A 13,578-nucleotide genomic window follows, 5' to 3' on the forward strand; every position below is an offset into this window, starting at 1 on the left:
ACTATAGGACAAAGCTACTGAATTAGACCTGAAAGTAAGAATACTGTAAGAAATAGGAGAAGCTACATGGGAAGCTCTTGGTATCATTTGTTGGGCAATGATTATGTTCGTTTGTTGATTTTGGATCTTGTTTTTACTTTTTATGTGCTGCTTGGCATTCGGAAAAAGCACTTTCCCTATTGGGCATTGCTAGTGCCGAGTCTGACACTTTTTCTAGGCTATCAGATCTGGCGGCTTTTGTGGTAATGTTGTCACTTGCTGTTAGATTCAAATAGATGTATAATTATTTTCTCTAAAGGTTGAGGCAAGATGTTTCAGCTTTTTTGCTGCAGCAAGATGTCTCTTTTTATCATAAACATTAATAGCTGGATTTTTCTATATAATAGATACTAGTATAAACTCTCATTCTTTGGTATAGAAAGGCTGTTATGAAAAGAATTAAGGAAATTGAACGGACTCACCCTGATGTCAAAAAGGTTGTTAAAAATGGCCTTACGATTGATTCGAAATATGTGGCTAGTCTCTTAGAGACCGATAAAGACTGGCTTGAGACAGCTGATAGGATTCCTCGTAGTCTGGAAGGCTATGCTAATGCAGTTGGACGGAATTTCAATCGCCATGACATTGGCAACAAGGCCAAGGAAACGGCGGCTCTTTCATCTATCATTTCTTGTCGCGCAGTAGGAATCATAGACTCTGCGAAGCATGTGTCAGAAAGTCAAGGACAAGTCTTTTTTGAAGACATTGTCATCTGTCGACCGACCAAGAAAGAATATCAGGGGCTGACGATTTACGTTCCTCAGCATATCGCTGGCTTCTACCAACCTACCGATTTGAGACGGATGGTTGGTCAGGTTTTTCCAGTGAAGATTATTGATTTGAAGCAAGTTGTTTTTGCTAAACGTTATGATGCCCTAAAAAAACAAGAAGACCAACCACTTGAAAATGAATATGTAGCTCTGGGTGATATTAATATCGCAGGATACTTGCTCAACAGTCAAGTGTTACAGGAGCTGGAAGAAGGTGGAGAACACTCACCTATCCATGATGTTCAAAAAGGCATGATTAACTATATTTCTGACAATGGTGTTTTTGTGCTGACCGCCAATCTGGAGCGGGTTTTTATTCCCAATAAACTTTTTAGCTATCGCTATCATTCACGCGTTTTGAAGACAGAAGATTATGCAGCTATCGGAGAGTTGGTGGATTTCAAATTTTTGCGCGGCCGTTATGAACAGGCGGACGACAAACGACAACGCCTAGGGATTGAGGGGAACTCCCCAAACTTAGTTGGCGAGCGGCTTTCTTTGGAAAAAGATCCGGAAGCGGTTGTCAGAGATTTTATTGATGCTGGCCCGGGAACAGTTGCTTCGGGATATATCACAGACTTCAACGAAATCAAGGGGCATTATTTTGAAATGGACGGAGCTTATGGTTACCCAGTTCGGTTGGTAGCCAATGAACGTTTGACACCTCAACTTTTTCAGAGAAAGCAGAAAATATCAGTGGTTCTGCGTCAAGGCAGTTATGAGACGGTCACAGACAAAGCGGGCAAATCTTATCTGAAAATTCGAGCTACTGTTGTTTATAACTCAACTTTCAGCGAGCATGCTGGCTTGGAGGATTTCTTTGACAGGTAGAATGGCGGAACGAGATGAAATGATAAATATTTCGTTCCTTTCGCTTTTTCATCTCGGCTTGTATCTACAAGCAATCATCTGCTATTGAGTAAGTGACTGGGATGTCAGGAAGTTTTTGCTATAAAAAGGTGAGGCTGAAACATGATTTTCTAAGCCTCTTTTAGAAAAGGAGCAGCAGGTTGGACTCAACTTTTTTAAATCATATCATGTACTATGTGATTATTGTTGCTGAAATTATTATCGGACTAGCCATTATCATATCTGGAATTGGTTGGGTAGTTGGCGATCAGACCAACAATGTCGAACGAAAACGGAAGTCTGGCTTGGCCTTCCTGATTTCGGTGTCATTGTTTTATATTTTTCGCTTTGGCTCTATCGCAGTTCTAGCTCTGCTATTTTCAAAAGGTAGTTTGCCTGGAATGGAGGAAAAGAGTTTGGTTTATTTGCTGCGTATTCTGCAGGTTTTGATTCTAGCTCTGGTACCGACTTTTTCCATTATTCAGCACTATATCTATCGTTATCAATATTTGATTATTGAGCGGGAAGAGAGCCGACAGCGTCAGCGTCTGTATTTTTACGTCGCTTTTGCGATGACGGCCGGTATTGTTGGCTTATTAGAGATTATGATTGGGTTGGTGAAGTGAGGTTTTCATGCTATTTTTACTTTCAAAATTACCTTATAAACTAAAAGGACATCGAAGTATTGATTATGTGATCTTTTTGCTGAGAAAGGTGATTTGGGCACTTTTTCTTTTTGGTACTGCTAGTCTTACAGGAGTCATGCTGCTGGCTGTTATGAGAAAGCAAGTTAGTTTTGGCTTGTTTCTATTTCTGTTTATTGTTCTCTTTTTGTCCGTCTTCCTGTCTCTTTATCTGGGGCTGTGGCACACGAATATGACGAGCCGCCAACGCTACCTGCTGTTTAAAGAAAGGAAAGATTTCAAAGAAAATGATCGCAGCCAGACTATGCGACGTTATATTTTTCTATCCTTTCTATCAGCTCTGATATCCAGCATAGATATTATTGTTTTGACTTTGAATAATTATATCATTGCCATGCTCAATCAGATGTATGTGGCTGCCAGTGACTTTCTCAAAGAAGGGAATACCTATTTTGACTATAAGACTCTATCGCCACTGATTGGTAATCAATTTTGGAATACTTTGCTTTTGATTGCACCAGTCTTTCTCTTTGTCTATCTGCTCTATAATTCCTACAGCAGTGAGATTGTTGTCTATGATGATATGATGAAGCGGTGGTTGAAAAAACGCTTCTTTAAGCATAAGAAAGTGACTCATTTATTTAACGATTTGGACAGAGACGGCGATGCCTATATCCGTTTGGGGCGCAATTCGGACATTGGGGATGATGTCATTCTCAAAACAGATGTCAGACGCTTGCACACAGCAGGGTTTGGGCCGATAGGTTCTGGTAAGTCTGTTGCCATTGCTAAGCCGACTATTGTTCAGGATGCCCGCAATGTGACTGTTTATCTGAGAGAATATGCCAAATTTATCCAGGAGCAGGATCAGCAGATTGCAGCTTTGGGTATTTCCGACGAACAAACTTTGTTAGAGACTAAGCGAGATTTCTATGAAAAATGGTATGAGAAAGGTTTGGGCAAGCAGTTAATCAATGGTTTCTATGTCAATGAGCCTTCAGGTGATTTGATTCATGATGCGGTGGATATTATCAAGCGAACCGGATTTCCGGAAGAGATGACCTGGCTGGTTGATCCGACTAAGGAAGACACTGATGGTATTAATATCTTTGATGCAGAGACAAATACAGCTGCAGGTCTGACTTCGGATTTGATACGTAATTTCGCGGATGAAGGTGGTAGCAGCGGTGGAAATACTTTCTTTAAAAACGCAGAGCAGGCCTATGTCCGCAATCTGGTCTTCATGCTGAAATCTACATCTCGGATTGAAAATAGCTATCTGGATGTGAATCTCAATGGCGGGTCCCCAACCCTCAGTGAGTTTTATGATTTGCTGGAAATTCCTTCTCTGGTCATCAAGCGCTTGAAGCTCTTTAAAGTGTATCGAGATGCCAGTGAGCGAGAGTTCCAACGACTCTATGAAAGACCTTATCAGGAGCTCTACAATCTTGAAAAGGAAGAATTTGTTAAACAAGGTGGTCTCCCATCTCGCTTTGATTCCCATATGTCACCTAAGTTGCGCAAGGCATTTAATCAAAAACGAGATGCTGAGTCTAAAAATAAAATCATCAATACGACCTACCATTACTTTGCTGATGCTTATAAAGAAGACCCACGGACGGGTGTTGAGTACATTACCCACGATGCTAATATTGAAGGTATGAAAAATACCATTCGTAAACTGGCTTCTTCTGACTTGGTGCGACGGATTTTCTTCTCTCAGTCTACCAAAGATATTGATATTCTTCTGAAAACGGGGGGCTTTCTATTGGTCAATACAGCCCGTGGTCCTGTAGATGATGACAGCTCCCGGATGATTGGTCAGATTACGGATATGATTGTGCAGAAAGGGGTTCTTAGACGGAATTCTAGCACGTTGGATCCATTCTTTTCCATTATCGAAGATGAGTACGGCTGGGTGACAACACCCAATACCGAGCGCTTCCTCAATCAATGCCGCAAGTATAATACGGCAGTGCTGGGTCTTTACCAGAATTATGAGCAGATTGAGGCTAGCCTGGGAGCTTCAGATACGGCTGCTCTGCTCAACTCTTATCGGAATATTTTTGTTTTCCAAGGTAGTTCCAATAAGTCAACAGAAACTATCGTAGAGCGGGCCGGAACGGAAAAGAAGGTCAGTCGGATGACCAATAAAGGCAGCGTAGATATGTTGGCAGGCAATGACAACAATGCTTCATCTTACCGAGAGGAAATTGCTGAGGAAGATGTGACTAATAGCTCTGAGCTCTTCCGCTTGGAAAAATTCCAGTTTGCTGGGGTTCATGTCATTGATGATGAAGAGAGTGAGCTAGTCAAGGTTACGCCGACGCCATCCTTTGAGCTTCCGATTTTCAAGGATCCTAACTACAAGGCACCATTTAATATAGAGGAAAATGAAGAAGATCGCCGTGCTTACGAAATTTGGAAAGAGCAGGTCGAGCGCTATTATGTTGAGCGCCATTCGGAAGGTGTCATTCCTTTTGACCGCTTTACACCAGAAGAGCAGCGTATTATTCTGGGGTTGGATGAGGAACACGAGTCTCTAGAAAAACCTAGAAAAAACAAGGCTAAGCGCTCGTCTGAAGGAGGAAAGCAATCGGCTGCGTCCAAGAGCATTGACCATAAAGGGAAGTCTCGGCCAGCAGTTCAGAAAAGCAGTCAAGAAAGCGGTTTGTCCGACCGACCAGTTGAGCCTGCTTCGGCTCAGCCGTCTAGTTCAGAACCAGTTACTAACTCTATATTAGATGCTCAGAGCAAGGACGATGCTCCAAGTATCAAGGCATCCTCTGAGGCTGCAAAAGCACATGTTTCCAAAAAGTATAATCCGATGATGGACGATTAAATATTCATAATAGAAGGAGCCTCTTATGACAACTGAACCCCAGTCAAGCTTAACTAAGAAAGACGATATTGCTGTTCTAGGCGGCTTTATTCTTACCCTTTGCTTTGCCTGGTTTTTATGGCAATATCGAATCAATATCGGTCACAGACTGATTTGGTCGTCCGTTCTCTCCCTTTCCTTTCCTTTTTTCTATCTGATTTTTGCCTACCATTACCTCGTTTCTAGGACTTCTGCAAGGCTGCCTCTTCTTTTTGGAAAGAAATATAGACAGGCCAGTGATATGAAACTTTCTCTTGCTTGTCTGTGCTTTGTCTTTTTACTCTTGCTTTTAGGTGGTGTGGTAAGTAGCTTCTTTTCCAATCAGTTTAGTTTTGATAAGACCATCTTCATCCGTAAAGATAGCCAGCAAGCCAAGCAGATTTTTAGTATGGAGGCTGGAAGCTATCCTGAGTTGCTTGAGAAGATAGAGAGTAAAGATAAGCGGGTTATTTTGTTTTATAAGCTTGCCTGCAGAAAGTGTCAGCGCGCTGTTCCAGAACTTTTAGCGCAAGTTCAAGACCAGGATAAGCTTCTTTTTATTGATATATCCTCAGAGGCAGGGGGAAAGGCAGCACAGCGTTATGGTGTAGATCAGGCCGCGACGGCCATGGTCTGGGGAGATAGGGGTTACAAGCTCTATAGTCTGGCGACTAAGGAAGACGACGAGCGAATCACTCTCAATCAAGCTGAGTTAGACTATGTGGTTCAGATTCTTAATATAGACAACAAGTAGAAGTACGTTTTCTTTTCTGCAGGAAGTTCAGGAATTTCAGAAACGAGTGTTTTGCTAAGAGCAGACTAGGTTGCCTACTTTTTATCATAAACTAGAAGAAGGTAGAGTTATGATATACTGATGATACCGGCAAGCAACAATTCCTTTTTTTAACTTTTTTCTGATTGGGAGCAGTGTTGATGACTGCTGTTTGTTGGTATCTCCTAAATAAGGTTTTACGACACCTTATTTACTTTAAATCTTTTTATTTGGGGGAGCTGGGGAAGCCTTATTCTCAGCTCTTCTAGCTTTTTATTTTGTAAGATGAAACAAAAAGTAACTTGCTTGAAGAATAGAGACGGTCAGCTTTTGCGGCTGTCTTTTTCTTTTTATCATAAACATTTATCTTGTTTTTTTGGGCTATAATACAGACATGGACAATAAAAAGAATAATAACGATGCTTTGGATGTATTTGTTGAGAAATATATCGTTGGAAATGTAGTCGTTCAGACCTTGAAACGTAGGGCTATCCTAAGGAAATTTTTAACTTTTTTAGTTCTGATATCAATGTGGCTCTTTTTGCTAATCAATGCTTATTTGTCTCCTCAGCGGATTGAGTATACAGAGGCGCAGCTAGCTACGAGCCGAGACTTTGAAAATGATTCTGGGCGTATTATGCTGACTAAGCAGGTCTATTCAGAAAAAAATGGCATCCTGCTCCTGGAATTTGAGACATCGGATTACACTTCTTCCATTGCTAAAGGTATCAATGCCAAGAACTTAGAGTGGATGCTCTATGCTAAAAAGCAGGGTGAAGATACTAAGATGGAGGTTATTCCTCTAGCAAACCATAAAATAGATGTCATTGTCAGAAATGTTCCAGAGGATTTTGAAGCCATCGCCCTTAATATTACCAATAAGACAATGGCTAACAAAGATGTAGATGTTGATATTGAAGAGTATAACGATATCACTTCCAGCGAAACACGCTATTCATCTAATAAGAAAAAGAAAAAAACGGATACGGCAGAGCTGAGCAATGAAGTGCAGTTCATGGTGGCTGCTCAGAGTGATAAACTTAAACATGCCTATCTGCAGGATTTGTCTCGGGAAAAGTTTGCCCTCAATGCTTTTGAAGAGGAAAAGAAATTCCAGATGAAGCAAATTGAGAAACTCCAGAAAGCCATTGAAAAGTTGGAAGCTTCCATTGAGGAAAATAGGACGACACTGGAAGATTTAGAGCGGTCAGGCCAGTATCTGGTTGGCAGTAATTTGACCGAAAATCAAGAGAAGATTGAAAATGTTGAAAAAGAAATCAACGGGAAGCAGATGAAGATTAATCAGGCTAAGGATAATATTTCTACCCTGCAGAATGCTGTTGATGCGCTGGATCGCTCCATGCAAGAAGTCCATGACGGGACTTATCAGTTTAATGCACCAATTACTTCAGTTGAGATGGATTTTTAAGAAAAAGGGAACTAGGACTAGCTACTTCTGGCTAGCCTAGTCTCTGTTTATGCTAGCTCAGCTGTAACGAAAAAGTTAAAGGAGAATCTTATGTCAGAAGAAAACAATTATGAAAACCGTCCCTATGGTTTTCCACGAGATCTTTTTGCGTCTGTCAAACTTTACGGCATCCGCCTTTTCAGTTTGCTCTTTGTATTTGGGGCTCCAATTCTTGCTATGCAGTTCACAGGCAGTGGGAAAGTCTTTCCAAAGCAACAAGCGGTTGAATACATCAGTTTCGTTGTGCTGACTTTTATCATTGCTCTTTATCTGATGTTTCCTTTTAACGGCGGAAAAAACAATCTTCATGCGATTAGGATTTTCTTAACGCGTCGACGTAAAAGATACCAATCCATTGACCGTATGAGGAGTAAGGAAGTCGCTAAAACAGAAAAGAGAGGGATAGGTAGAAGATAATGTTACAGACTGAAAAACTGCAGCAAAAAGAAGAATACCAAGAAGAAATCATGCCCGATACCTTGAAATTCCAAGACCCAGTGTCAATTGAGGAAGAGGAGAGCCTGACACCTTACCTGGATAAATACACAGAGAATGTTACGGAAAAGATTCGCAAGAAGATTGACAATTTTACAGTTTTTGGCCGGGATAAAGAGGTAGAGCAAGTCATTGTATCTCTTCTGCGGCAGACTAAAAACTCCCCTATCTTAGTCGGAGAAGCCGGGACCGGTAAAACAGCGATTGTGGACGGCTTGGTGGTAGAAATTCTAAAAGGCAATGTCCCAGATGAGTTTAAGCATGTAACAGTTCGTTCCTTGGAGTTGTCTAATATCTCCAGCAAGTCAGATGGAGAAGACATGGTTTCGCGGCTCAAGCGGATTATTGAGGAGCTAAAGGTAACCAAGGGTGAAAATATCCTCTTTATTGATGAGGTCCATACCATTGTTGGAGCCGGTGGTGATGGCAGTATGTTGGATGCCGGAAATGTTATCAAGCCGCCTTTGGCGCGTGGGGAAATTCAGATGATTTCTGCGACGACCTACGAAGAATACCAAAGTTCCATCGAAACCGATAAGGCCTTGGAGCGGCGGGTGCAGATGGTACCAGTTGAGGAGCCTACTGAAGACCAAGCTATTTTTATCCTTGGAAACATTCGTAGGCGTTTTGAAAAAGAAAGGAATATCACCATCACGGACGATGCGGTAGAGCAGGCTGTTCGGTTGGCTGTCCGTTACATTCCTGAGCGTTTTCTGCCTGATAAGGCTATTGACTTGCTGGATGATGCGACCGCTCAGGCTTATTTTGAGAAGCGCAAGGTAGTTGATATTGAAGATATTGCCCGCGTCATCCAGAAAATGAAGAAGATTCCAGTTACAACCATTCTGAAGGATGACTCAGAGAGGCTGATGAACTTCACTGATGAGCTGAAGAAGTATGTAAAAGGTCAGGATTTTGCAGTTTCACAGGTGGCTAATACCATTTATATCTCAAAAGAAGGTTTTCAACGGCCTAATAAACCTCTGGGAAGCTTTCTCTTTCTAGGAACAACTGGGGTTGGGAAAACAGAGTTGGCCAAAGCCCTAGCCAAGATTCTTTTTGACAATGTTGATGCTATGATACGGATTGACTGTTCCGAGTATTCCTCTAAAGGTGACAAGGATAAGCTGATTGGTAAAAACATTGTTGGATCTAAAGGTCTCCTAACGGAGCCGGTAAAAAACAATCCTTACTCTGTAGTTCTCCTGGATGAGTTGGAGAAAGCCCACCCAGACATCTACGATATTCTCTTGCAGGTGTTAGATGAAGGTCACTTGACGACAGGGACAGGGCGCAAGATTAACTTTAAAAATACTATCGTGATTGCGACAACCAACTCAGGTGCTGATGAAATCAAAAAGACCTACGCTAACGAGGGTAACTTCGGTGAGATGACTGACCTAGCTTATGAAGGTTTTATGAATCGGATTGTAGAAGAACTAAGTCTGACCTTCCGGCCTGAGTTCATCAACCGTTTTGGGAACAAGGTAGTCTTCAATATGTTGACAGCTGATATCATTGAGGCTATCGTAGATTTGGCTTGGAAGAAAGAAGAAAAACGGTTGGCTGAGCAAAAGGTCTATCTTCAATATGAAGACAAAGCGGAATTTTATGATTTTCTGCGTTCCAAGGGAACCAGTGTAGAAAATGGTGCTCGTCCTTTGGAGCGTTTGATTCAGGATCGGGTGACCGGTCCCATCGCTGAGAAGCTTTTTCTGTTGCAACGTCGAGGTGCCAAGTACAATGTTCTAATCAAAGTCATTGGAGAGGCACCGGATGGTATTTTTCACCATATTGACAAGCGGACACTGGATTTTGAAGCTACGAAAGTGGAGTAATCAGTTATCCCAAGCAGACTTTAATCTTTTGATTGGCTGATTAAGAGGTTCGTTGCTTTAGGTTGAATTACAGATAAAAATCTATTTTGCTTTGCATGAGTTTGTATTTTCGAAAAGAAAATCAGAGAAATCTTTTGGGAAAATCTTCATTTCTCTTTATGATACAGCGAAACCGATATGCAACTAGGCTATAATAAAGCATGATAAATAAGAAAAGGAGATACTACCTTGAAAAATCTTAAAGTTAAACAAAAATGGCTAGCAGTGATGACTGCCCTCGCTGCATTTCTGACTTCTAGTCCAGTTTTTGCAGGCGGGAAGAACCCGTTTGATTCAGTCAATCAGGGAGCAGATAAGGCGACGCAAAATTTTACTGCCCTTGGTTTTACTATTGCCGTTGCTATGTTGGTTGTAGCTGGTATTGGTCTGATGTTATCACAAAAGATGCGTGAATGGGCTAAAGGGCATATTGTTTATGTAATCATCGGTGTTGTTGTCATTGTCCTTGCCAGTCAAGCCGTTCCATTTATTCAGCAAATGTTTGGTGGTTAATCTATGGCAGGATTTGGTTTAGGAAAAGGAGGAGTTATCAAAGACTCCTCATTTGTTTATATTGAATGGGAAGGCAAAGACTCTCCCAAGCACAATGCAGCGATTAAGGATTTAATTGAAGATCTTGACGAAGAGCATTTTCTAGACACTGGAACCATGGAGGACAGTCTGCCTTATCTGACTTTTCTTCAGGCGGAGGTTCTTTTTCGTGCCTTGCGGGATCAATTTGGGGATTTTACTTTTGCTAAGGTCTCTCTGGCTAATAACGAAAGCGGCAAGCCCTCTATTGAAGATGAGCCCAGTATCAGTCCTTTTCTGATTGATCATACTTATGATAATCTGATGACCAAGCTGATGGAAGCTTCCTTGCGCGATCCCCGTTTCAAAGAATACACTTATGATGACTTGGCTCTTTATTTTACAGATAAAGAAAATGGGATTTTAAGAACATATGCGGAAAGTCTGGGCTTATCTCAGGCGGATCTTCCTTACTTCCCTATTGAGTCGGACGTGCAGGGAGCCCTGCAAAGAGCTAGTTCTAAAAAGATTAGAAATAAAGGAGTATCTGAAATGGGAGAACAAAATCCGCTCTTGAGCAAGATTGCTCTGGGGCTTGGGATAGCAGGTTTGTTGATTGGCCTTGTAGGTGTTGTTATTGGTATCATGGGTAATAACAAGCGAGCAGAGCTAGAGGCTCAGACCGCTTATCTTTATCAAGAGCAGCAAAACATCCAAAAACTTCAAGCAAAAGAGCATGCAGCGGATGTGTTTGGACGTTTCTTTATTCCAAATTACTATTCTGGAAATAAGGAAGCGCTCAACCCTTTCCTCTCTTCTGGCGATGCCAAATATACTCAGCCAGAGCAGGCTCAGGTTATCAGTAATCTATTGGAAAGTGTCAAATTGGAAAAAGATGGTTCTTTTACCTTGACTTATGTGATTACTTTTTCGACAGCTGAAGGAGTCAATAAAATCAAACGCCTTTCATTTGGTATTAAAGAAGATGGCAAGGCTGAATATGGTTTCTTGATTACTTCTGAACCTGTCACCAGTATCTATATCAGTGAGAAAAAAGCTGATGAAGAAAATTCAGAGAAGCGGTCGGAAGAAGGCGATAAAAAACCTGAAACAGAAGGCAGCTCAGAGAAATCCCAGCCGTCTGAATCCAGCCAAGCCTCTTCCTCCGAAGAAGGGAAGTGATGTGAGTGCCGGCTTATGAAAGTCTTTCAGATTTAATCAGTAAAGCTAATAATTTCAAAGATGATGTGAGTCCTGATTGGCCCTACAACGAATCTCCTACAATTGAGACAGCTAAATTTTATGAGCAATGGTCTAATTATCTATCATCTATTCCACAAACTTTTGCTTATTTTTTGAACTTGCCAGGGTGGATTACTAAAGCACTATATTCAATTAGTATCGCTTTGGAAAATGTTTATAACAACTTATTCAAGCTTTTTGGTTTCTTTGAATACTTGGATAAAAACGATACTTTTGTCGGACAGATTTTTGATGGTCTGCAAAAGCTTGGAATAGTTGTTTTTGTCCTACTCTTGGTAATGTTCCTAGCAGCTAGTTTTGTGACTGGTTTAATGAAGTACAAGGATGTCATTGCTCATTTTCTCTTGGTTACAGCAGTTGTGGGCTTGCTGCCCCAAGCAATTAAAGAATTCTCTAAGACTCTTGCTCTAGATGGAAAAACTGTCCGGACCATGTCTGATGATGGGAAGTCCAGCTTTTCATCATTGTCACTTAAACCTTATGAAAGCAATGTCGTTGACTTATATGTGCTCATGCAGAATAATTTTAACGTCAAAACATTGGGAATGGATGAAAGAGGATTCTTAAATCCTAGTGATAAAAGCGTAAAATTGAATAAACTGGATGATGGGAATGTTATGCAGACAGACTACAGTGCGTGGTATGGAGGTACAGATAAAGAAGTATTAGAGCAGTTTGAGAAAGATGGGGACAATGGCAATAGTAATTTCAAAGGCGTAGCTCCTATCTTAAGTTCAGTTCTGCGATCGAATGAACAGGGGAATGTACGGATTGATGAGGTGAAGCCGGGGACTTGGAGTGAATTGGAAAATGTCTTTTCAGCAGTTTATCCTCGCTACAGTGTCAATTGGATTGGCTTAATAGTTCAGCAGGTTATTTTGATAGCCTTACTGATTAGTATGAGTATTCGGTTCGTCCAATCGGTTTTTCAGGTTCTGGTAGCAGGCATGATTGCTCCAATCGTTGGGTATACTTCTGTTGAAAACTCAGAAAAGTTTAAAGAATTGCTTCAGACCATTTTTGGAACTATTACAGGTATTTTCTTTGAGGTTATCCTGCTTCGAGTTGCTATGAGCATCTTGAGAGATTTCCCAGGCATTGTCGTTAGTGGTTTATCAGGAGGCGGTTTTGCTTCAGGCCTCAATTATTGGGAAAGCATCATGGCCTCTATTATCGTTTATGTAGGTGTCTATTTCGCTTTGGTAAGTGGTAATAGTGCTGTTGAGCGTTGGTTAGGTGTTTCTCCGTCCCAAGGCGGAGGAAGCCAACTGGCCGGTATGGCCGGCGCCGGTATGGCTGCGGGTGCAGCAGCTTCCCGCTCTGGCATGAAGATGGCTAAAGCTGCTCCAGGTGTGGCTAAGAAATCTGCTCGTGGCGTTGGAACTGCAGCTCGGAAAGCAGTTGGCGGAGCTAAAGGAGCTGCTCGAGGTGCTGGTGCAGCAGTCAAAGGCATTGGAGCTGGAGCTGCTCGAACTGTTGGCGGAGCTAAAGGTGCTATGGAAGGCATTAAGCAGGCTGGCGGTGTTGGTAAGGCAGCAGCCAATCTAGGTTCTCATGCTAAAGCAGGTATTGATAGTGCTTATGATAGCGCGAAGAGCTCTGTTAAAGGCACGGCAGAAGGGGTTAAGAATTCTGTTAAGAGTGTTGGCAGTGCTGCTAAAGAAAACTATAATGCTGGAAGAACAGCAGTATCTAGTACTTTAGCTTCTGGAGCCAACTCGAAGGCAGGAACTAAAAGTGAAGCATCAGGTGTCGGAAATGCTGCGACAAATGCGAATAAGCCGAATCAAGCTAAGCAGGGAATTGGTGGAGCATCTGGCTCGCAGATTTCTAATAATACTAATAATAAACCGTCCAGTTCTTCAAACAATGGCGGTATTAATAAGAAAGATTCTGGTAAAAAATAATGTAAAAACGGAAAGAAGCTTATCTTTCCGTTTTTTCAGTCTTGACAATCATTTGAGATATAGTATAATGAACTTGTATAAATTATTAATTGCTTTTCAGTTG

At 41.5% G+C, this 13,578-nt stretch carries 11 protein-coding genes; all 11 read left to right on the forward strand.

The window, feature by feature from the left end; translation table 11 throughout:
- Positions 1–66 precede the first annotated feature (66 nt).
- On the forward strand, positions 67–246 hold the full coding sequence (locus tag O3627_RS11585) for a hypothetical protein (RefSeq protein WP_002896828.1): 180 nt from the start codon (positions 67–69) through the stop codon (positions 244–246).
- Positions 247–428: 182 nt separating this feature from the next.
- On the forward strand, positions 429–1,640 hold the full coding sequence (locus O3627_RS11590) for a hypothetical protein (protein WP_125383374.1): 1,212 nt from the start codon (positions 429–431) through the stop codon (positions 1,638–1,640).
- A gap of 179 nt (positions 1,641–1,819) precedes the next feature.
- The gene (locus O3627_RS11595; protein ID WP_223311203.1) at positions 1,820–2,284 is read left to right on the forward strand and encodes a hypothetical protein; all 465 of its coding nucleotides are present in this window, start codon (positions 1,820–1,822) and stop codon (positions 2,282–2,284) included.
- Positions 2,285–2,351: 67 nt separating this feature from the next.
- A complete protein-coding gene (locus O3627_RS11600; protein WP_260468544.1) occupies positions 2,352–5,144 on the forward strand; it encodes a TraG/TraD/VirD4 family protein in 2,793 nt (930 codons plus the stop codon).
- Positions 5,145–5,169: 25 nt separating this feature from the next.
- Positions 5,170–5,916 (forward strand): hypothetical protein, encoded by a 747-nt coding sequence (locus O3627_RS11605; RefSeq protein ID WP_002898682.1) that lies wholly within the window; start codon positions 5,170–5,172, stop codon positions 5,914–5,916.
- A gap of 412 nt (positions 5,917–6,328) precedes the next feature.
- Positions 6,329–7,363, forward strand: a complete 1,035-nt coding sequence (locus O3627_RS11610) for a hypothetical protein (RefSeq protein ID WP_002896823.1) — start codon at positions 6,329–6,331, stop codon at positions 7,361–7,363.
- A 90-nt stretch (positions 7,364–7,453) separates the two neighbouring features.
- On the forward strand, positions 7,454–7,819 hold the full coding sequence (locus O3627_RS11615; RefSeq protein ID WP_002896822.1) for a hypothetical protein: 366 nt from the start codon (positions 7,454–7,456) through the stop codon (positions 7,817–7,819).
- A complete protein-coding gene (locus tag O3627_RS11620; RefSeq protein ID WP_002896821.1) occupies positions 7,819–9,735 on the forward strand; it encodes an AAA family ATPase in 1,917 nt (638 codons plus the stop codon). Before O3627_RS11615 ends, O3627_RS11620 begins: the two co-directional genes overlap by 1 nt.
- A gap of 228 nt (positions 9,736–9,963) precedes the next feature.
- Positions 9,964–10,287 carry a TrbC/VirB2 family protein gene (locus tag O3627_RS11625; protein ID WP_002898679.1) on the forward strand — a complete coding sequence of 108 codons (324 nt, stop codon included), beginning with the start codon at positions 9,964–9,966 and terminating at the stop codon, positions 10,285–10,287.
- 3 nt (positions 10,288–10,290) lie between these two features.
- On the forward strand, positions 10,291–11,487 hold the full coding sequence (locus O3627_RS11630; protein ID WP_125383377.1) for a hypothetical protein: 1,197 nt from the start codon (positions 10,291–10,293) through the stop codon (positions 11,485–11,487).
- A 5-nt stretch (positions 11,488–11,492) separates the two neighbouring features.
- The gene (locus tag O3627_RS11635; RefSeq protein ID WP_125383379.1) at positions 11,493–13,475 is read left to right on the forward strand and encodes a pLS20_p028 family conjugation system transmembrane protein; all 1,983 of its coding nucleotides are present in this window, start codon (positions 11,493–11,495) and stop codon (positions 13,473–13,475) included.
- Positions 13,476–13,578: the final 103 nt, after the last annotated feature.

The sequence above is a fragment of the Streptococcus sp. 27098_8_82 genome, from assembly GCF_041431615.1.
GTDB lineage: Bacteria > Bacillota > Bacilli > Lactobacillales > Streptococcaceae > Streptococcus > Streptococcus sanguinis_K.

Coding starts and splice junctions, on each gene's coding strand:
- O3627_RS11585 (WP_002896828.1), top strand. CDS start 67: ATGGGAAGCTCTTGGTATCATTTGTTGGGCAATGATTATGTTCGTTTG.
- O3627_RS11590 (WP_125383374.1), top strand. CDS start 429: ATGAAAAGAATTAAGGAAATTGAACGGACTCACCCTGATGTCAAAAAG.
- O3627_RS11605 (WP_002898682.1), top strand. CDS start 5,170: ATGACAACTGAACCCCAGTCAAGCTTAACTAAGAAAGACGATATTGCT.
- O3627_RS11610 (WP_002896823.1), top strand. CDS start 6,329: ATGGACAATAAAAAGAATAATAACGATGCTTTGGATGTATTTGTTGAG.
- O3627_RS11615 (WP_002896822.1), top strand. CDS start 7,454: ATGTCAGAAGAAAACAATTATGAAAACCGTCCCTATGGTTTTCCACGA.
- O3627_RS11620 (WP_002896821.1), top strand. CDS start 7,819: ATGTTACAGACTGAAAAACTGCAGCAAAAAGAAGAATACCAAGAAGAA.
- O3627_RS11630 (WP_125383377.1), top strand. CDS start 10,291: ATGGCAGGATTTGGTTTAGGAAAAGGAGGAGTTATCAAAGACTCCTCA.